Raw genomic sequence first — 18,819 nt, 5'->3', positions numbered from 1 at the left:
GTCAGATGTCGTAGCCGTAGGAGCGAATGAGCGCCCTGGCCTTGTCGCCGCGCAGGTAGCGCATCAGCGCGGCGGCGGCCGGGTTGTCCTTGCCTTTGCCGAGCAGGAGTGCGTCCTGGCGAATCGGCGCATGCAGCGAGGCCGGGACGATCCATGCCGAGCCATCTTTTAACTTGCCGTCGGCCTGGACCTGCGACAGCGCGACGAAGCCGAGTTGGGCATTGCCGGTGGCGACGAACTGATACGCCTGGGCGATGTTCTCGCCCTGGACCAGCTTCGGCCGCAGCGTCTCGAGCAGGCCGAGGTTGCCGAGGGTTTCATAGGCGGCGGCCCCATACGGCGCGAGCTTCGGGTCGGCGACGGCCAGCCGTGCGAAGCGGCCGCTTCTCAAGACCGCGCCCTGGGCATCGACCAGGCCGGCCTGCCGGCTCCACAACGCGAGCCTGCCGACGGCGTAGGTAAATCGGCCGGCGCCCCGTCCCTCGCGTTCCAGTTTCTCCGGGGTCGCGTCGTCGGCGGCGAGCAGCACCTCGAAGGGCGCGCCATTCCTGATCTGGGCGTAGAACTTGCCGGTCGAGCCGAAGGAAAGCAAGGCCTTGTGGCCGGTCTCGGCCTCGAACAGGGGCACGATCTTTTCCATCGGCGCCATGAAATTGGCGGCGACGGCCACGCGCACCTCGCCCGCCCGGGCGGCTGCCGGGATCGCCAGGAGCGCAAACAGTATCCCCATCCATCCCTTCATGGTCCGTCCCGCTATTCCGTATTCGAATAGCGAAACTCTAGCACAGAACCGCGAGCGCTATTCAAATGGGGAATAGCGTGTGCCGCTTCGCCCTGCTACCATGGAAGGATGAGCAAGCACACTCTCCCGCTGAATGAAGTGCTCGGCTTCCAGGCCGGCGACAAGCGCATCGACATCCTGCGCCGGGTGGGCCAGGCCGGCTCCATTTCCGAAGCCGCGCGGGAAGCGGGCGTCAGCTACAAGGCTGCCTGGCAGGCCCTCGAAACGCTCGCCAACCTGGCCGGCACGCCGCTGGTGGAAAAAGCGGTGGGCGGCAGCGGCGGCGGCGGCGCGACCATCACCCCGGCCGGCCGTCGGGTGCTGGAGGCGGCCGACGAGATGGCGCGCGCCCGCCGGCGCATCCTCGACAGCTTCGAGCACGGCGACGCCAGCGGCCGCGCGGCCCTGGCACTGCGCACCAGCATGCGCAACCAGTTTCCCTGCAGGGTCGGGACGATCAAGGCGTACAAGGGCCAGGTCCGCGTGCAGCTGCTGCTGGTCGACGGCAGCGCCCTGCATGCGCGCATTACCCGGGAAAGCGTCGAGTTGCTGGGGCTGGAGCCGGGGCGCGAGGTGTTGGCGCTGTGCAAGGCGACGGCCGTGCGGGTCGCCGACTGCATCGAAGCGTCGGCTGCGGACAACGTAATGACTGGGGAGATCGTGCGTGCGGGCCGGTCCGCGAGCGGCGGCGAAGTCACGCTGCGCCTGGCAAGCGGCGTCCAGCTGGTCGGGTTTGCCGCTGCCGGAGGCGCATTCAAAGCCGGACGCCCGGCAATGGCGTCCATCGACGAGGCCAGTGTCGTCGTCGGCGTCCTGAACTGATCCGCCGGGCCGGAAGGCGGCTCAGGCCGCCGGTGAGGCCGCCTCGAAGGCCGCCTTCGCGGCCAGGAAGCGGCGCAGCGCCGTTTCGGGGTCGAGTCCCGCCATCACCAGGTTGACGACCTCCCTCTTGTCGCCCGAGCCGATGTTCTTGCATGCCTCCCTGTGCGCGCAAAACCAGGCATACCAGGACACTTCGGCCGGACGCTCCTTGCGTGGCTTGAAGCGCACCGGCACCGCGGCGCGCGCGGCTTGCGCGTACTCGGGCAGGCGGGCCAGGGCCGGCGTCCAGTCGAAAGCGGCGACAGCCTGGCGCGCCGTGTCCCAATCGCCCTCACAGGCAAGGGGACGCATGGTGGCCGGATGCACCGCCAGGCAGGCCAGGTCCGGATAGCCGTTCTGCCTGCAAAACTCGGCCACGAAGCGCAGCTTCATCCCGATGCCGAGCACCTCGGCGCGGTCCATGGCCGCATCTTTCGGATCGAGGAAGCGTCCCAGCTCGAGCAGCTCGGCATACGCGATCGGCGCGGCGCCGTTCTTCTTCAGGTGGTGCACCAGCGCCTCGACCAGGCGCGCGCCGATCTCGATGTCGTTGAGCGTGAATCTGTCCATGACAAGCGGCTCCATCAGAACCAGGCATCCCGCATGTCGAGCGTCGTGGTGTCGATGGTCTCCAGCAGGTCGAGCTGCTGGGCGGACTTCGGCAACTCCCAGTTGAAGAAATAGCGGCAGGCCTGCAGCTTGCCGCGGTAGAAGTCGTCGTCCTGGTGGCGCGCCGCCACCAGGGCCTGTTCCAGCCACATCCAGGCGATCACCACATGCCCGACCGCTTCCAGATACAGGCTGGCGTTGGCCAGGGTCTTGTTCATGTCGCCGGCGGCGTACAGCGTCGCCGTCACCTGGCCGATGCGCGCCCACAGGGCCTCGAGCTGGCCGGCATGGGCGGTCAAGTCCGAAGCGTCGGCCGCACGTGCTTTCGCCACCGTCGCCGCCACCTCCTCGCTGACCGCCTTGAACAGGGCGCCCTGCTGGATCGATACCTTGCGTCCGAGGAGGTCGAGGCCGTGGATGCCGTGCGTGCCTTCGTGGATCGGGTTGAGGCGGTTGTCGCGGTAGAACTGCTCGACATTGTATTCGCGCGTGTAGCCGTAGCCGCCGTGGACCTGGATGGCGAGACTGTTGGCCTCCGTGCACCACTGCGATGGCCAGGACTTGGCGATCGGGGTCAGGAAGTCGAGCAGCATGCCTGCCCGCGCCTGGGCCTCGGGCGACGCGCCGGTGCGCTGCTCGTCGACCAGGCGCGCGCAGTACATGATCAGCGCCAGCGCGCCTTCCGTATAGGCCTTCTGGGCCAGCAGCATGCGGCGCACGTCGGTGTGCTCGATGATCGGCACCTGCGGCTTTGCCGGATCCTTCTCGGCGGGATGGCGTCCCTGCGGACGGTTGCGCGCGTAGTCGAGCGCGTGCAGGTAACCGGTCACGCCGAGCACGGTCGCGCCGAGGCCGACGCCGATGCGCGCCTCGTTCATCATGTGGAACATGTTGGCCAGGCCCTTGTGCGGCTCGCCGACCAGGTAGCCGATCGCGCCGGCTTTCCCGCTTGGGGTGAACTTGCCTTCGCCGAAATTGAGCAGGCAGTTGGTCGTGCCGCGGTTGCCCATCTTGTGGTTCAGGCCCGCCAGCGCGATGTCGTTGCGCTCGCCGATCGCGCCGTCCTCGCCCACCAGGTACTTCGGCACGATGAACAGCGAAATGCCTTTGACGCCCGGGATCAGCTTGCCGTCCGGTCCGGGAATCTTGGCCAGCACCAGGTGCACGATGTTCTCGCTGAGCTCATGCTCGCCGGCGGAGATCCACATCTTGTTGCCGCGCAGGCGGTACTGGCGCTCGCCCTCCGGGCCCTCGACGGGATCGGGCTCGGCGCGGGTCGTGATGTCGGACAGGCTGGAGCCGGCCTGCGGCTCGGACAGGCACATGGTGCCGAAGAAGCGCCCGGCCAGCTGGGGCCGCACAAAACGCTCGACCTGGCGCGGCGTCGCCGTCTTCAGCAGGGTGTTCGCGTTGCCCATGGTGAGGAAGGTGTAGGCGGAGGTCGCCACGTTGGCTGCCGTGAACCAGGCGCCGGCCGCCTTCGTGACCAGGTAGGGGAGCTGCATGCCCTCGTATTCGTAGTCATGGCCGGCCGCCATGAAGCCGGCCGCGCAGAATGCGTCGAGCGCGGTCTTCACTTCCGGGACGATGGCGACGCGCTCGCCATCGAAGTGCGGCTCGTTGGCATCGCTTAGCTTGTTATGCGTGGCAAACAGGTCGGTCGCGATCTGCTCGGCCGTGTCCAGGACGGCGCTGAAGGTTTCGCGGCTGTGGTCCTGGTAGCGTTCGCGGCTGGTCAGCGACTCGACATCGAGCCATTCGTAGAGCAGGAAGTCGATGTCGCGGCGGTTCAGGATAGTGGATTGCATGGTGTCCCTTGATGAGGTCAGTCGGCCGTCTCAAAGGATAACGCATGCGTCGTTGCAAACCAAGCATTGCGACGAGGCGCAGGCTGGACTTCAGGATTTCGACAGGATTGAGCCCCGTGGAGGTTCGACTCTCGCTCCAGGCCGGGCGCAGCCACCCCGGTCGTTCGCGGCGTCGGACCAGTGGCGTAACAGTGCGTCCGGATCGGGTATCGGCACACGCAGAAGTTCCACAACCGGCTCTTCCCAGAAGCACTCGACCTTGCCAGCGCTGGCACCGATCAGACTTTTCACTTCGTGCGGAAGCGGCGCCGCTTCTTCCGGCATCTCGCGGCAGTTTCGGATAGTGATGAACGAGTCGGGGCCCGGACAACGGTAGACCGTCACGCGCGCATGATTGCCGACCGGTTCGTTAACGCAGGGGACAAGGAGCGATGCAAATCGAGTTGGGTCGGCCTCGAGCAGATGTCGCGCAGCTTGCGGATCATCGAGCCACTCGAAGTCGGTCGTTACGTCGATTTCGGTAGCCCATTTATCGCTTTTCTCGCAAAAGGGCATGGCAGCACGTTTGCGCCCCGCCAGCATGGGAGGAAAAAGAAAAGCGCAGAACTCAATGAGCCAGCATGCTATCAGCGCCGCCCGCATGGTCACTGACGCATTGATCAGCGGGATTTCAAATCCCCAGACGAACAAGGCCTCGGGCCGAAAACACAGACCTGCGACGAATTCCATCGCCGAGAAATCGAGGCCGATGTCGCCGTCTCGCATTCCGCCAAGCACGACGCATGCTGCCCACTGCACGTACCAGGCAAGCAAGCCAATCGCAGCCCCGGCCCATCCCATCCAGGCTGGATGACGAATTTTGCCCCAGGCGGCAACCCGGCGCGCGAGCACAGCTAGCGCCGTGCCCATCCCTAGAAGCGCGACTAGCCGAAAAAGCAGGGTGACCTCCGACTTCGAATGCGGTATTGCACTGATCATCAGCCAAGCATAGCCTTGAGCCAGGAACGTGGTAGCCAAGGCTGTTGCCAACAGCGCGCACAGCCCTATGCGCGGAATGCGGCCAGACGGCTGGTAGGTTAGAGATGTCATGATCGTCCGATCGAAACATAGAGCCCTGGCTGCATCGACCGGAGCACTCTACCTTCGGTGCTGATTTGAACATTTACGATAACGCAACTCGACTACTTTGCGTGGCTTTGCTCCGTTGATGCCCGCCGTCCGGCCGTCTACCCCGATCTAGGCTATAGTTATTGACCCCGAACATGTTCACGCCCCTGTCCGCAGGACGGCGACCGCACTTTTTAGGCCCAGACTATGACCAACGCATCTGCACCCGCGCCCGACAGCGCCCTCCCCCTCGACATGATCATCTTCGGCGGCATGGGCGACCTCGCCATGCGCAAGCTCCTCCCGGCGCTGTACATGGCTTACCTGCACGGCAACCTGCCGCCCTCGACCCGCATCCTGTCCACCGGCCGCCAGCACATCGACCGCAAAGCCTATCTGGCGCATGTGGAAGCGCATTCGCGCGGTTTCATCGCCAGGGAAAACTTCGTCGAGAAGACCTGGGACGGCTTCCTGCAGCTGCTCGAGTACGTGGAGCTCGACGTCCAGGGCGCGCCCGATTTCTCGGCCCTGGCCGCGGCCTCGCGCCCGGGTGCCGAGCGCGTGTTCTACCTGTCGACCGCGCCCTCCCTGTTCACCACGATCTGCGACAAGCTGGCGGCATCCGGCCTCGTCGACGCGAATGCGCGCGTGGTGCTGGAAAAGCCGCTCGGCACCGATCTCGCCTCGGCGATCGAGATCAACGAGGCGGTCGGCAAGCACTTTGCCGAGTCGCAGATCTACCGCATCGACCATTACCTCGGCAAGGAAACCGTGCAGAACCTGATGGTGCTGCGCTTCGGGAATTCGATCCTGGAACCGATCTGGCGCGCGCCGAACATTTCGAGCGTGCAGATCACCGTGGCCGAGGAAGTCGGCGTCGGCAGCCGCGCCGGCTTCTACGACGGCACCGGCGCGATGCGCGACATGGTCCAGAACCACCTGCTTCAATTGCTGTGCATCGTCGCGATGGAGCCGCCGACTTCGCTGTCGCCGGACGCGGTGCGCGACGAGAAGCTCAAGGTCCTGCGCTCGCTGCGCCGCTTCAAGCTGGCCGACATCGCCCGCGACACGGTGCGCGGCCAGTACGGCCATGGCGTGAGCGGCAACCAGGAAGTGGCCGGCTACCTGGAAGAGAAGAACGTGCCGCCCGATACCAGCACCGAAACCTTTGTCGCCCTGCGCGCCCACATCGATACCTGGCGCTGGTCGAAGGTGCCCTTCTACCTGCGCACCGGCAAGCGCATGGCGCGCCGCTCCTCGAAGATCGTCGTCGAATTCGCCAATCCCCCGTTCCCGCTGTTCCCCGGCGCGCCCGGCGGCGTGGCGAACCGGCTCGTGATCGAGCTGCAGCCCGAGGAAGCCATCAAGCTGCAGATCATGGCCAAGGAACCCGGCACCGGGATGCAGATGCAGCAGGTGGCGTTGAACCTCGACCTGCAATCGGCCTTCCAGCAGCGCCGCGCCGAAGCCTACGAGCGCCTCCTGATCGACGTCGTGCGCGGCCGCCTGACCCACTTCATGCGCCGCGACGAACTGGAAGCGGCCTGGGAATGGGCCGACCCGATCATCGACGGCTGGGCGACGCTCGGCGAAAAGCCGCATGCCTATGCGGCCGGTTCCTGGGGACCGCCGGAGTCGTTCGCGCTGCTGGCGCGCGATGGGTTCAGCTGGGTCGAATAGGAGCGGCTGAAGGCCTTCGTCGCGCAGAAACAAGCCGGCGCATCGATCGTGGAAGCCCCTGCCTGCAGGGGCTTCTTCACATCCGGGAATGCAAACGCCCGCGGCAGGCTATCATGTCGGGTTTCGCCGCCCTGCTCCAGGCGGCAACCGAATTACAAAGGCAAGTCACCGTGTTTGATGTTCTTTCCCTCGATATGGGGGCCGCCATGAAGACCCTCGTGCTGACGCTCGACCTGGTCGGCACCTTCGTCTTCGCCCTCAGCGGCGCCACCGCCGGCGCGCGCCGCCGGCTCGACATCTTCGGCGTGCTGGTGCTGTCGTTCGTGGCGGCGAACTCCGGCGGCATCGTGCGCGACCTCCTGATCGGCGCCACCCCGCCGGCCGCGATCAGCGACTGGCGCTACCTCGCCGTCTCGATGCTGGCCGGCGTCGTCATCTTCTTCTGGTACCCGCTCATCAACCGCCTGCGCAGTCCCGTGCTGTTCTTCGATGCCGTCGGGCTGGCGCTGTTTTGCGTGGCCGGCGCGCAGAAGGCGCTGGTGTATGGCCTCGAGCCGGTGATGGCGGCGCTGCTCGGCATGCTGACCGGGATCGGTGGCGGCATCGCGCGCGACGTGCTGCTGTCGAACGTGCCGGCCGTGTTCAGGTCGGACATCTATGCGGTCGCCGCGCTTGCCGGCGCCGCGGTGGTGGTGATCGGCGACGCCCTGCAGCTGCCGACGACGGCCACCGCCGTGGCAGGAGCGGCGCTGTGCTTCGGCCTGCGCATGGCGGCGGTGCGCTACGACTGGCACCTGCCGCGCGCGCGGGTGCCCGAGCAAGCCGGCGGCCAGCGCGAAGCGGACGAGCGCGACGACAACCGCTGATCAGGCGCGGTCGAGCACCACCGGCCGGGTGCGCGACCAGCGGTTCGACGACAGCGAAAAGCTCAGCGAGCGCACCTGGTGGAACCATCCGGCCGGTACGTACAGCAGGTCGCCCGCCTCGACCACGCAGTCGAGCAGCGCCGCTTGGCGCGCCAGCGGGAAACGCGCGAAATCCGGCGCTTCCGGGTCGAACGGAGAGCCGAACAGCAGCGGGTTCGCCTCGCGCGGATACAGGAAGGCGTCGTGGTGCGGCGGCGCCAGGAAGATGCGCTTGGCGCCCCAGACCTGGACGAAGATATTGTCGTCGTAGTCGGCGTGCAGCGGCGTCACCGTGCCCGCGGGGCCGAGCCAGAAGCGCGGCGGGCCGGGTTTGTCGAAAAACGCGGGCCAGTGGCAGAAGCGATTCAGTTCGCGCAGTTCGAGGTTGCCGAGATAGGGCGGCAGGCCCTCGGTGCCGGCCGCGGCCAGCTCGAGGTAGTCGAGCATCGACATGTCGCGCATCGCGCGATCGGGCGCGAAGGCGGTGCCGACATAATCGCCCACGCGGGCGCGCACCGGCAGCGCGCCGAAGCGCTCGCGCAGGGTCTGCGGGGTGAGCGCGGCCAGCGGCCAGCGCGCCGCCAGGCCCGGGACCAGGAAGGGCAAGCCCAGCGCCGCCTGGCGCCGGAAGCCGGCCGCATCGAGCTTGCCCAGGCGCGGGATCGCGGCGAGCACCGGCAGCGCACGGGCGGCCTCCTTGACCGCCTCGCGCAGCGCCTCGATCGAGTCCACGCCGCGCATCTGCGCATCGCGGCGGGCGCGCGCCTGGATTTTTGCCTGCGCGTCGCCGTTCGCCAGCGATGTCGCCAGCAAGGGCGGCAGGCGCTCCAGCGCGCTTGCCGGGCCCAGCTCCCGGCCCCCCGGGCCCGCGTCGTTTTTATCCACCATTGCACCCGGTCCGCATCGTTCGAAGTCCGCGAGCATAGCGCATCGGCGCGCATTGTTCCAGTCGCGCCCCGCGGCCGGGTAGCCTAGCGCAGCGCCGGCGGCGCGGCGCGTGCCCGCAGCAGCGCCTCGAAAGCCTCGGCCGGCATCGGCTGGTGGAAGAAGAAACCCTGGCCAAAGTCGCAGCCCGCATGGCGCAGCAGCTCGGCCGCATCCGCGTCGCCGATCCCCTCGGAGATGACGCGCATGTCCAGCGTGTGGGCCATGGCGATGATGGTCTTGCACAGGGCGAGCTGGCGGCTGCCCGTTTTCATGTTGCCCACGAAAGCGCGGTCGATCTTGAGGAACTCGAAGCGGTATTGCTGCAGGTAGGACAGCGAGGAATAGCCGGTACCGAAGTCGTCGAGCGCCAGCGCCAGGCCGCGCTCGCCCAGCTCGCGCAGCCGGTCTTCCACCGTGCGGTCGTGCTGCAGCAGAGAGCCTTCGGTGATCTCGACGATGATCGAATGGCGCGGCAAGGCATGTGTCTCGAGGAAGTCCATGCAGCGCGCAAAGCTGGCTCCGCCCTTGCTGATCTGGAGCGGCGAAACGTTGACGCCGACCTGGATCTCGCGCCCCTGCTCGAGGATCCAGCGCGCGCTGTCGGTCACCACCGTGCGGAACACCCACTCGCCGATCTCGAAGATCAGGCGGGTCTCCTCGGCCAGCGGAATGAATTCGACGGGACTGATCCAGCCGCGCTCGGGATGCCGCCAGCGTACGAGCGCCTCGGCCTTGACGATCTTACCCGTTTCCATCTCCACGATCGGCTGGTAATGCACATGCAGTTCGCCGCGCGCTATCGCCTGGCGCAATTCTTCGCTGGTGCGGCGCCGCTCCTGGGCCCGCGCCTGCATCGCCGGCGAGAAGTAGGCGAAGCGGTTGCGCCCCAGCTGCTTGGCCGCGTACATGGCCTGGTCGGCGTGTTTCAGCAGGCTGTCGGCGTCGCCGGCGTCGCCCGGGAAGTGCGTCACCCCGATGCTGGCCGACAGGTGCAGGGTTTCGCCCTCGAGGTGGAAGGGCTGCGACATCGCGTCGATGATCTCGCGGGCGACGCGCTCGATCACCTGCGGCGCCTCGTTGCCCTGGTCGTGCATATCGACCAGAAGGACGGTGAATTCGTCGCCGCCAAGCCGGGACACAGTGTCGGTATCGCGGGTACAGCACAGCAGGCGCTGGGCCGCTTCCTTGAGCAGCTGGTCGCCGACCGAATGGCCGAGCGTGTCGTTGACTTCCTTGAACTGGTCGAGGTCGATGTACAGCAGCGAGAAGGCCGGGTGCTCGCCGCGGTGGGTGTTCCGGATCGCCTGGCGCAGGCGGTCGAGGAACAGGTGGCGGTTCGGCAGCCCGGTCAGGCTGTCGTAATTCGCCTGGCGCCAGAGCAGCTCTTCGTCCTTCTTGGCGCGCGTGATGTCGCTGGCGATCTCGATGTAGTGGCGCACCGCGCCGTCGGCGACCTTGACCGCGGTGACCGAGCGCTGCTCCGCGATCAGGTGGCCGTCCTTGTGCCGGCTCCAGACCTCCCCCTTCGAATGGCCGGTGGCGCGCGCCTCCGAGCGCAATGCCTCGTGGCCGCCCTCGCGCTCGATGCCGGCGTTGTAGACGTCGGCGGTGAGGCCGATGATCTCGTCGCTGCCGTAGCCGCGCATGCGCGTGAAGCCGGGGTTGACCATGATGATGCGGCCGGCGGCGTCCGAGATGGCGATCGCGTCGCTGCTGTGCGCGAACACCAGCGAGGCGCGTTCCATCGCTTCCTCGGCTTCCCTGGCGCGCGTGATGTCGGAACAGGCGCCGAACACCCGGCTCGCGGCGCCGCCCGCCACCACGGCACGGCCCTGGCAGCGCAGCCAGACCCAGTGCCCGTACAGGTGGCGCACCCGCAGTTCGACCGAGAAGCTGGTGGCCGCGCCGGAGGTGGCCCCGACGATCGTCTCGCGCGCCAGCGCCAGGTCGTCCGGATGCACCAGGCGCGGCAGGCGGCCGGTATCGAGTTCGAAGGAGTCGGCCATGAAGCCGAGGATCTGGCGGCAGTGGTCGGACAGGAAGACGCGGTTCGTGTCCGCATGCCAGTCGAAGGAGCCCGAACCGGACGCCTCCAGCGCCAGCCGTGAGCGCTCCTCCAGCTCGGCCAGCCGCTCCTGGGCCTGGGCGCGTTCGGTGATGTCGTGCACGGTGCCGATCAGCATTGTCACGCTGCCGTCGGGGCCAGTGACGGGGGTCACCGTCACCTCGCCTACCTTGGTCCCGGTCGGATAGTTCGAAACCTCGTCCCAATGCACGCTGTCTCCGGTCTCGATGGCATGCCGGTACCTGGAACGGACCAGCGCGATCGACTCCGGCGGAATCACCTCGTCGACCCATTTGCCGACCACGGCCGCCGCCGGTATGCCGGTCGTGGCTTCGAAGGCCGCGTTCACGTGGATGAAGCGGTAGCGCTCGGGCGCCTGGACCTCGAGGACGAAGATGACGTCGCGGATGCGGTGCTGCAGGAAGGAGAACACGCCGGCCTCGGCGTCCGCGCCCAGGCCGGGGCTGGCGGACGGCGCTGCATCGGGCTTGGGGCGGTGAGGTCGCGAAGTCATCGGCTTGTACCGGGCGTGCTGAGGGACCGAAACTCTGATTATATAAGCAACACCGCCGCTAGGGGGAAACGCATGAACGCCGCTCCCTCCGGCGCCATTTTTTGCTTTACGCCCGCGCGCAGGACGCCTACCATGCACGGCTTCCCCCTCCTCCTGGAACCATGATGTTCGCCCGCCTGCCTTCGCTTCGTCGCTGCTTCGCCCTGTTCGCCTTCCTGCTGCCGCTGCACCTGCTTGCGGCCGAAGCCAGCCATGGCGTGCACGGCATGGTGCTGTTCGGCGGCCAGGGCGGACTGTACGCCTCGCACCTGCCGCTGTTCCACGCGCCGCACGACGCCCAGGTCGTGCTCCAGCTGCGCTTCAAGGATCCGCAACTGGACCGCGCCATGCGCGCCCGCCTCGACGGCAAGACCGCGCTGTGGACGCTTGAACCGGAAAGCTTCGCCCTGCGGCGCCTGGCGCCGGATACGGATACGCCCCTGCGTGGATTCAAGGCCACGGTCGTCGAGGGCCATTTTGAACGCGACGGGACGCCGCGCGTGCAGGGCGCCGAGCTGGTCGTCGAACGGGTCGTGCTGTACCGCCCCCTGTCGCCGCGGCCGGCGGTGCAGGCGCTGGCGCGCTACGTGCCGGTCGGCCCCTTCCTCGTCAAGCTGGTCGACAGCCGGCCCGACTTCGACCATATCGTGCTGCTCGAACGTGCAGCAGGCGCGCCGGTCGCGGTGGCGAAGCACGGCGTCGAGGAAAACCTGGCCGATCTGGCGCGCCAGGCGCCGGTGGCCGGGACCGTCTACTACGAGACGGCCGACCTGCGCTGAAGGCTCACTCCAGCGCGCGGTTGCGCGACTCGACGTCGACGCACAGGATCGCGACCGCCCCGAATGCGAGGAAGGCGGCCAGCATGCCCAGCGACAGCGTGAAATGGGTCGCCATCACCGGCGCCACGATCATCGGCGCGAACAGGCCGCCGAAGCGCGCCACCGCGCCCGCCATGCCCATGCCGCTCGCGCGCAGCTCGGTCGGATAGACCTCGGGCGTAAAAGCGTAGAGCGCGCCCCAGGTGCCCAGCAGCGCAAAACTCATCAGGAGGGTCGATCCCACCACCACGGCGGTGGTGCTGCCCAGGCTGTAGCACAGGCAGCCCGCGGCGCTCAGCAGCAGGAAGCCGACCAGGGTGGGCTTGCGTCCCCAGCGTTCGACGCCATAGGCCGACAGCGCGAACCCGGGCAGCTGCACCAGCGCCAGCACGATCAGGAATTCCTGGCCGCGCATGAAGCCGAATCCCGCCGCGCCGAGTTTCACCGGCAGGTAGACGAACACGCCGTAATAGGCGATCGAGATCAGCGCCCAGGCGACGAACAGGGCGATGCTGCGGCGGCGCAGGCTGCCCGCAAACAGGTCGCCGAGCGAGCGTTTCACGGCGAGTTCCGGATGCAGTGCCGGGATCGTCACGCTGCGCCGGTTGACCCGGGCGATCCGCTCGAGCACCGCGCGCGCGCCTTCGGCATTCCCGCTGCGATTGAGGTACATCGGCGACTCGGGAATCGAGAGCCGCAGCATGATGCCGACCAGGGCCGGGATGCCGGTCACGAAAAAGATCACGCGCCAGGCGTCGTCGCCCCAAGACAGCGCGAACAGGGCCAGCACCGCCAGCAGGATGGTGCCGACCGCCCAGAACGATTCGAGCAGCACCAGCCAGCGCCCGCGCCGCTCGCTGGGCAGGAACTCCGCCATCATCGTGTAGTCGACCGGCAGCGTGCCGCCGACGCCGATGCCGGTCAGGAAGCGCAGCACCAGCAGCCAGGTGAAATCGGGGGCGAAGGCAGATGCCACGCCGAAGCAGGCGTCGATCAGCACCGCCATCATCAATACCGGACGCCGTCCGATGCGGTCGGCCAGGCGGCCGAAGACGAAGGCGCCGACCAGCATGCCGACGAAGAACAGGGTGCCCGTCTCGAGTGCGTGCGGCACCGCGATGCCGAAGGTCTTCGCAATCGAGGGGGCGCTGAAGCCGATCGACAGCACCTGCATGGCGTCCGCCATCCACACCAGCCCGAAGATCAGGAACAGGCGGTACTGGAAGCGGCCGACGCCTGCCAGGCGTATGCCCTGCTCCACGGTCGCGGCGGGGGTGGTCATCGTGTTGTTCTCCATGAGCTTTCCTTGTGCCCGACGGGCTTTTCTCCGGTTTCATCGTGCTCCGCCCACGCGGTCGTACGCATGCATAGCAAGGTGCAGACGCCGTACCGCGTGGGCATGGCCCACCCTACAAAGGCAAGGCCGTCTCGTACTTCACTTCGCGCAGCGCGACGCTGGTATTGATCTGCGAGATGCCGGGCAATTTGACGAGCACGTTGTGCAGGAAGTCGTGGTAATCGTCCATCGAGCCGAACACCATTTTCACCGTGTAGTCGAAGGTGCCGGTCACCTCGTAGCACTCGAGCACCTCGGGACGCACGTTCATGGCGTCTTCGAAGGTCTTGACCGTGCCCTCCGTGTGCCCGGTCAGCGAGATGTGCAGGAAACAGCATACCGGCAACCCGACTTTGCGGCGGTTCACCAGGGCGACGTAGCGCTCGATGACGCCGGTCTCCTCGAGTTCCTTCTGGCGGCGCCAGCAGGGCGAGGTCGACATGCCCACCCGCTCGGCCAGCTCGGCCGAAGGAATCCGGCTGTTTGCCTGTAATTCGCGCAGTATTTTCAGCGCTCCCTTGTCGAGGGAAGAATTTGCCATTTTGACCGCCACTTCAGGAATGATTTGCCGATTCTAGCGCCAAAAGCGCAAAAACAGGAAAAATTGTTCCGGACGAGTCATTAAGATTGTCGCAAGCCCGCAGGCGTATGCGCCGCAGACAAGAAAACAATGGAGACATCGATGGGAGACATCCCCAAGCACGCCCAGCAACTCAGCCCGCAGCTCGATGCGGACCTGGTTTACCCCGACTACCGCCTCGACGACAACCTCGTCAGCGAGACCGGCCGCGTCTTCATCACGGGCACCCAGGCCCTGCTGCGCATGGCGATCATGCAGAAGCGGCTCGACGCCGGCGCCGGCCTGAATACCGCCGGCTTCATCAGCGGCTACCGCGGTTCCCCGCTCGGCGCCGTCGACCAGGAAGCCTGGCGCGCGAGCAAGATCCTGCAAGAGCACGCCATTGAATTCCTGCCTGCAATTAACGAAGAGCTGGGCGCAACCGCCGTCATGGGCACCCAGCAGGTCGGCGCCGATCCGCAGCGCAAGGTCGATGGCGTGTTCGCGATGTGGTACGGCAAGGGCCCGGGCGTGGACCGTGCCGCGGACGCGCTCAAGCACGGCCATACCTATGGCAGCTCGCCCCTGGGCGGCGTGCTGGTCGTGCTCGGCGACGACCACGGCTGCGTCTCCTCGTCGATGCCGCACCAGAGCGAACAGGCGCTGATGGCCTGGTCGATGCCGGTACTGAACCCGGCAAACATCGAGGAATACACGGAATTCGGCCTCTACGGCTGGGCGATGTCGCGTTACAGCGGTGCCTGGGTCGGCTTCAAGGCGATCTCCGAGACCGTCGAAGGCGGCGCCGTGATCGAGGTGCGTCCGCCGGCGCCCTTCGCGGCCAAACCGGACTATGTGTATCCACCCGATGGCCTGCACATGCGCTGGCCCGACCTGCCCAGCCTTGCCCTCGAAGCCCGCACCGAGGAAAAGCTGCGCGCAATCGCCGCCTTTGCCGCCGTCAACTCGGTCGACCGCACGATCGTCGCCGCGCCCGCCGCACGGGTCGGCATCCTCAGCGCCGGCAAGGCCTACCTGGACCTGATGGAGGCGCTCGAGCGCATGGACCTGACGACAGCGCGCCTGGACGAGCTGGGCGTGCGCATCTACAAGCCCGGCCTCACCTATCCGCTCGAGCGCACGCGCCTGCTCGCCTTTGCCCAGGGCCTGGAAGAACTGCTGGTGGTCGAAGAAAAAGGCGCGGTCATGGAAGAGCAGCTGAAAAGCGCCTTCTACAACCTGCCGCCTGACACGCGCCCTGCCATCCTGGGCAAGACCCGCCTCGACGGCGCGCCGCTGCTGTCCGCCATCGGCGAGCTGCGCCCCTCGCGCATCGCCCCCGCCCTGATCGGTTGGCTCGGCCCGCGCTTTCCGGCCCTGAGGCTGGAGCAGCACCTGCCGGCCTTCTGCAAGGCCGACGTGTTGTCGAACAAGGGCGACGCCGTCAAGCGCACGCCCTATTTTTGCTCGGGCTGCCCGCACAATACCTCGACCAAGGTACCCGAAGGCAGCCGCGCCATGGCCGGCATCGGCTGCCACTTCATGGCGACCTGGATGGACCGTTCGACCGTGAACCTGACCCAGATGGGCGGCGAAGGCGTGCCCTGGGTCGCCGCCTCGCGCTTCACCAACGAGAAGCACGTGTTCCAGAACCTGGGCGACGGGACCTACTACCACTCGGGTTACCTGGCGATCCGCCAGGCCATCGCCGCGCGCACCAACATCACCTATAAAATCCTGTACAACGACGCGGTCGCGATGACCGGCGGCCAGCCGGTGGACGGTAAACTCACGGTGCCGCAGATCCTGCAGCAGGTCGTCAGCGAAGGCGCGGCCTATGCGGTGGTGGTCACCGACGAACCGGAAAAATACGCGGGCGTCGCCCTGCCGCCCGGCGTCACCGTGCACCACCGCAGCGAACTCGATGCCCTGCAGCGCCGCATGCGCGAAATGGAGGGCGTCACCGTCCTCGTCTACGACCAGACCTGCGCGGCGGAGAAACGCCGGCGCCGCAAGAAGAACAAGGGTACCCACGTCGAGTTCCCGGACCCGCCGAAGCGCATGGTCATCAACCCGGCCGTCTGCGAAGGCTGCGGCGATTGCGGCGTGCAGTCGAACTGCCTGTCGATCCTGCCTTTGGCGACGGAACTGGGCCGCAAGCGCCAGATCGAGCAATCCTCGTGCAACAAGGATTACTCCTGCGTCGAAGGGTTTTGCCCGAGTTTTGTGTCGGTCATGGGCGGCAAGCTGAAAAAGCCGGCCGCAGCAAACGTCACCCTGGCCGACCTGGAAGCGGTCCTGGCGCGCCATCCGGCGCCGCTGCCGCACGATTTCGCCCGCCCCTTCGAACTGCTGGTGGCCGGTGTCGGCGGCACCGGCGTGGTCACGGTCGGCGCCCTGATCACGATGGCGGCCCACCTGGAAGGCAAAGGCGCCTCGACCCTGGACTTCATGGGTTTCGCCCAGAAAGGCGGCGCCGTGATGTCGCACGTGCGCCTGGCCGCATCGCCGGCGCGCCTGAACCAGGTGCGGATCGACCTGCAGCAGGCCGACGCCATCCTCGCCTGCGACCTGGTGGTGGCCGCCATGCCGGACGCGCTCGCCGTGATGCGGCGCGACGTGACGAAAGTCGTCGCCAACGAACGCGAAATCCCGACCGCCGAATTCACCGGCAACCCGGACGCCATTGTGCCGAAGGAAGATTTGCTGGCAAAGATCCATGCCTCCGCCAGCGAAGCGGAGACCTTCGTGCTGAACGCACAGGATGTCGCCTTCGACGTGCTGGGCGACCCGATCGTCGCCAACATCCTCCTGATGGGTTACGCTTGGCAGCACGGACTGATCCCGGTGGGTTTGCCCGCGATGATGCGCGCCATCGAATTGAACAACGTAGCGATCGACATGAACAAGCGCGCCTTCACCGTCGGCCGCGTGCTGGCAGCCGACAAGGACGCGCTGGTCCGCCTGCGGCGCCCGGAGGCGCAGGTCATCCAGTTCGCCGCGCCGAAGTCGCTGGAAGAGATGGTGGCCTTCCGCCGCGAGCAGCTCGCCGCCTACCAGGACGCGGCCTATGCCGGGCGTTATGTGCAGCTGGTCGGCGCCATCGAAGGCAAGGAGCGCGAGATTGCCGGCAGCGCCTCGAAGCTGCCGATCACCCGGGCCGTGGCGCGCAACCTGTACAAGCTCATGGCCTACAAGGACGAGTACGAAGTCGCGCGCCTGCACGCCGACCCGGCCTTCCGCAAGCTAATCGCCGACCAGTTCGAAGGCGACTACACGCTGCAGTTCCACCTGGCCGCGCCGCTGGTGTCGAAAAAGCGCCCCGGCACCGGGATTCCCGCCAAGCGCACTTTCGGCCCGTGGATGATGCGCGGCTTCGAGGTGCTGCGCCACCTGAAATTCCTGCGGGCGACGCCCTTCGACCTGTTCGGCTATACGGCCGAGCGCAAGACCGAGCGCGCCCTGCGCGACGAGTACATCGCACTCGTGCAGTCGCTGGCAAGCGGCCTCACCCAGCACAACCGCGATGCGGCACTGAAGCTGGCCGGGCTGCCCGAGAAGATCCGCGGCTATGGCCACGTCAAGCTGGCCAACCTGGCGGCGGTGCAGAAGGAGCAGGCCGAGCTTGTCCGGCAGTTCAACTCGCCGACGATCGCGATCGCGATCCAGCGCGCGGCGGGCTGACAGCGACTTCGGGCGGTCAACGGGTGAATCTGCCACAATGATGGCGCCGGCGTGTCCGGCGCCATTTTTTTTCATCGACCCGCCAGCACCATGTACACCGAACTGAACCGCGACGCGATCGCCACCCTCGTCAACGATTTTTATACCGACATCCGGCGCGACAGCGTGCTGCAGCCGGTGTTCGACGGCGCCATCGGCGCCAACTGGGCGCCGCATCTCGAGCGCATGGTCGATTTCTGGTGTTCGGTCATGCTCTCCAGCGGCGAATTCAAGGGCAACGTGTTCGGCAAGCACATGGCGCTGCAGGGGATCGAGCTCGAACATTTCAGGCGCTGGCTGGCCTTGTTCGAGGGGCATGTGCGGCGCCTGTTCCAGCCGGAAGTCGCCGACGAATTCCTGCTGGCGGCGCGGCGCATCGCCACCAGCCTGCAGTACGGCTATTTCGGCCGGGCCGAGCTAGTGTAAACGGGCCATGACGACTTTCCACCCCCACCCGAACGACGACGGCGGCGCCGTCCACATCCGCAATCCCTCGACACCCACGCCCTTGTCGCACTGGGAAGATGCCACGCAAGTTGCGACGGTCGTCCCCGGCGGCGCCTTGCCGGCCGCGCTGAACGGGATCGCATTCACGCCCTGGGACGATGCCCCCGCCGGCGCGCACGGATGGAGCAGCTGCGCCGCCTATCCGGAGCTCGCCGAACCGCCCTTCGCGCTGCCGCCCGGCCTGGCCGCCGCCGCGGGCGCCGTCATCCTGGAAAAGGATGGCCGCGTGTGGCTGGTGGCGCCCTCGAACGGCTTCGGCGGCTATGCGGCGACCTTCCCGAAGGGCCGGCTCGATCCCGGCACCAGCCTGCCCTGCGCCTGCGTGCGCGAAGCCTTCGAGGAGTCCGGACTGCAGATCGAGATCGTCGGCTACCTGCTGGACGCGAAACGCACGCTCACCTACACGCGCTACTACGTCGCGCGCCGCATCGGCGGCAGCCCGGCCCACATGGGCTGGGAGTCGCAGGCCGTGCACCTGGTGCCGCTGGCGCAGCTGCGCCAGGTGGCGGACCATCCGAACGATGCCCAGGTGATCACGGCGCTCGAGCGCTGGCTGGCGGCGCGCACGTAGGGTGGGCAC

The 18,819-nt window shown here is 67.1% G+C and carries 15 protein-coding genes; 7 read left to right on the top strand and 8 right to left on the bottom strand.

All coding sequences use genetic code 11. The features are described 5' to 3' along the window. Nucleotide 1: 1 nt before the first annotated feature. Complete coding sequence (gene modA / locus LPB04_RS16600; RefSeq protein WP_407943864.1) at nt 2-730, bottom strand: molybdate ABC transporter substrate-binding protein; 729 nt, start codon at nt 728-730, stop codon at nt 2-4. A gap of 120 nt (nt 731-850) precedes the next feature. On the opposite strand from modA, the gene LPB04_RS16595 reads away from it, so the two are divergent. Next, nucleotides 851-1,603 carry a TOBE domain-containing protein gene (locus LPB04_RS16595; protein ID WP_193685614.1) on the top strand — a complete coding sequence of 251 codons (753 nt, stop codon included), beginning with the start codon at nt 851-853 and terminating at the stop codon, nt 1,601-1,603. A gap of 21 nt (nt 1,604-1,624) precedes the next feature. Here LPB04_RS16595 and LPB04_RS16590 read toward each other — a convergent pair whose 3' ends face one another. The 3 genes from LPB04_RS16590 to LPB04_RS16580 form a co-directional block, all read right to left on the bottom strand. Then, entirely contained in the window at nt 1,625-2,212 is a 588-nt protein-coding gene (locus tag LPB04_RS16590; protein ID WP_227496445.1) for a hypothetical protein, read from the bottom strand. A 14-nt stretch (nt 2,213-2,226) separates the two neighbouring features. Then, nucleotides 2,227-4,059: an acyl-CoA dehydrogenase gene (locus LPB04_RS16585; protein ID WP_193685612.1), complete on the bottom strand. Its 1,833-nt coding sequence runs from the start codon at nt 4,057-4,059 to the stop codon at nt 2,227-2,229. A 90-nt stretch (nt 4,060-4,149) separates the two neighbouring features. Further along, on the bottom strand, nt 4,150-5,148 hold the full coding sequence (locus LPB04_RS16580) for a hypothetical protein (RefSeq protein ID WP_193685611.1): 999 nt from the start codon (nt 5,146-5,148) through the stop codon (nt 4,150-4,152). A gap of 225 nt (nt 5,149-5,373) precedes the next feature. Here LPB04_RS16580 and zwf point away from each other — a divergent pair, with 225 nt between their 5' ends. Then, nucleotides 5,374-6,846 carry a glucose-6-phosphate dehydrogenase gene (gene zwf, locus LPB04_RS16575; protein ID WP_193685610.1) on the top strand — a complete coding sequence of 491 codons (1,473 nt, stop codon included), beginning with the start codon at nt 5,374-5,376 and terminating at the stop codon, nt 6,844-6,846. A 206-nt stretch (nt 6,847-7,052) separates the two neighbouring features. Further along, nucleotides 7,053-7,712, top strand: a complete 660-nt coding sequence (locus tag LPB04_RS16570) for a trimeric intracellular cation channel family protein (protein ID WP_193685609.1) — start codon at nt 7,053-7,055, stop codon at nt 7,710-7,712. Here LPB04_RS16570 and LPB04_RS16565 read toward each other — a convergent pair whose 3' ends face one another. Both LPB04_RS16565 and LPB04_RS16560 read right to left on the bottom strand, forming a co-directional pair. Continuing rightward, nucleotides 7,713-8,639: a cupin-like domain-containing protein gene (locus tag LPB04_RS16565; RefSeq protein ID WP_193685608.1), complete on the bottom strand. Its 927-nt coding sequence runs from the start codon at nt 8,637-8,639 to the stop codon at nt 7,713-7,715. 83 nt (nt 8,640-8,722) lie between these two features. Further along, the gene (locus LPB04_RS16560; protein WP_193685607.1) at nt 8,723-11,257 is read right to left on the bottom strand and encodes an EAL domain-containing protein; all 2,535 of its coding nucleotides are present in this window, start codon (nt 11,255-11,257) and stop codon (nt 8,723-8,725) included. A 161-nt stretch (nt 11,258-11,418) separates the two neighbouring features. On the opposite strand from LPB04_RS16560, the gene LPB04_RS16555 reads away from it, so the two are divergent. Next, nucleotides 11,419-12,075 (top strand): hypothetical protein, encoded by a 657-nt coding sequence (locus LPB04_RS16555; RefSeq protein WP_193685606.1) that lies wholly within the window; start codon nt 11,419-11,421, stop codon nt 12,073-12,075. 4 nt (nt 12,076-12,079) lie between these two features. Here LPB04_RS16555 and LPB04_RS16550 read toward each other — a convergent pair whose 3' ends face one another. Continuing rightward, on the bottom strand, nt 12,080-13,396 hold the full coding sequence (locus LPB04_RS16550) for an MFS transporter (protein WP_193689046.1): 1,317 nt from the start codon (nt 13,394-13,396) through the stop codon (nt 12,080-12,082). A gap of 127 nt (nt 13,397-13,523) precedes the next feature. Next, the gene (locus LPB04_RS16545; RefSeq protein WP_193685605.1) at nt 13,524-13,991 is read right to left on the bottom strand and encodes an Lrp/AsnC family transcriptional regulator; all 468 of its coding nucleotides are present in this window, start codon (nt 13,989-13,991) and stop codon (nt 13,524-13,526) included. Nucleotides 13,992-14,132: 141 nt separating this feature from the next. Between LPB04_RS16545 and LPB04_RS16540 the strand changes: the two genes are divergently transcribed. From LPB04_RS16540 to LPB04_RS16530, 3 genes are all read left to right on the top strand, one after another. After that, entirely contained in the window at nt 14,133-17,693 is a 3,561-nt protein-coding gene (locus LPB04_RS16540) for an indolepyruvate ferredoxin oxidoreductase family protein (RefSeq protein WP_193685604.1), read from the top strand. A gap of 90 nt (nt 17,694-17,783) precedes the next feature. After that, entirely contained in the window at nt 17,784-18,158 is a 375-nt protein-coding gene (locus tag LPB04_RS16535; RefSeq protein ID WP_193685603.1) for a group III truncated hemoglobin, read from the top strand. A gap of 7 nt (nt 18,159-18,165) precedes the next feature. Beyond that, complete coding sequence (locus LPB04_RS16530; protein ID WP_193685602.1) at nt 18,166-18,810, top strand: NUDIX hydrolase; 645 nt, start codon at nt 18,166-18,168, stop codon at nt 18,808-18,810. Nucleotides 18,811-18,819 lie beyond the last annotated feature (9 nt).

The organism is Massilia litorea (assembly GCF_015101885.1).
Taxonomy (GTDB): domain Bacteria; phylum Pseudomonadota; class Gammaproteobacteria; order Burkholderiales; family Burkholderiaceae_D; genus Telluria; species Telluria litorea.
The sequence above is the reverse complement of the archived record's forward strand: the minus strand, read 5'-3'. Positions and strand labels throughout refer to the sequence as shown.

Bases quoted from the DNA above. Each gene is read 5' to 3' on its own strand.
- modA (WP_407943864.1), bottom strand. From the start codon at position 730: ATGGGGATACTGTTTGCGCTCCTGGCGATCCCGGCAGCCGCCCGGGCG.
- LPB04_RS16595 (WP_193685614.1), top strand. From the start codon at position 851: ATGAGCAAGCACACTCTCCCGCTGAATGAAGTGCTCGGCTTCCAGGCC.
- LPB04_RS16590 (WP_227496445.1), bottom strand. From the start codon at position 2,212: ATGGACAGATTCACGCTCAACGACATCGAGATCGGCGCGCGCCTGGTC.
- LPB04_RS16585 (WP_193685612.1), bottom strand. From the start codon at position 4,059: ATGCAATCCACTATCCTGAACCGCCGCGACATCGACTTCCTGCTCTAC.
- LPB04_RS16580 (WP_193685611.1), bottom strand. From the start codon at position 5,148: ATGACATCTCTAACCTACCAGCCGTCTGGCCGCATTCCGCGCATAGGG.
- zwf (WP_193685610.1), top strand. From the start codon at position 5,374: ATGACCAACGCATCTGCACCCGCGCCCGACAGCGCCCTCCCCCTCGAC.
- LPB04_RS16570 (WP_193685609.1), top strand. From the start codon at position 7,053: ATGAAGACCCTCGTGCTGACGCTCGACCTGGTCGGCACCTTCGTCTTC.
- LPB04_RS16565 (WP_193685608.1), bottom strand. From the start codon at position 8,639: ATGGTGGATAAAAACGACGCGGGCCCGGGGGGCCGGGAGCTGGGCCCG.
- LPB04_RS16560 (WP_193685607.1), bottom strand. From the start codon at position 11,257: ATGACTTCGCGACCTCACCGCCCCAAGCCCGATGCAGCGCCGTCCGCC.
- LPB04_RS16555 (WP_193685606.1), top strand. From the start codon at position 11,419: ATGATGTTCGCCCGCCTGCCTTCGCTTCGTCGCTGCTTCGCCCTGTTC.
- LPB04_RS16550 (WP_193689046.1), bottom strand. From the start codon at position 13,396: ATGACCACCCCCGCCGCGACCGTGGAGCAGGGCATACGCCTGGCAGGC.
- LPB04_RS16545 (WP_193685605.1), bottom strand. From the start codon at position 13,991: ATGGCAAATTCTTCCCTCGACAAGGGAGCGCTGAAAATACTGCGCGAA.
- LPB04_RS16540 (WP_193685604.1), top strand. From the start codon at position 14,133: ATGGGAGACATCCCCAAGCACGCCCAGCAACTCAGCCCGCAGCTCGAT.
- LPB04_RS16535 (WP_193685603.1), top strand. From the start codon at position 17,784: ATGTACACCGAACTGAACCGCGACGCGATCGCCACCCTCGTCAACGAT.
- LPB04_RS16530 (WP_193685602.1), top strand. From the start codon at position 18,166: ATGACGACTTTCCACCCCCACCCGAACGACGACGGCGGCGCCGTCCAC.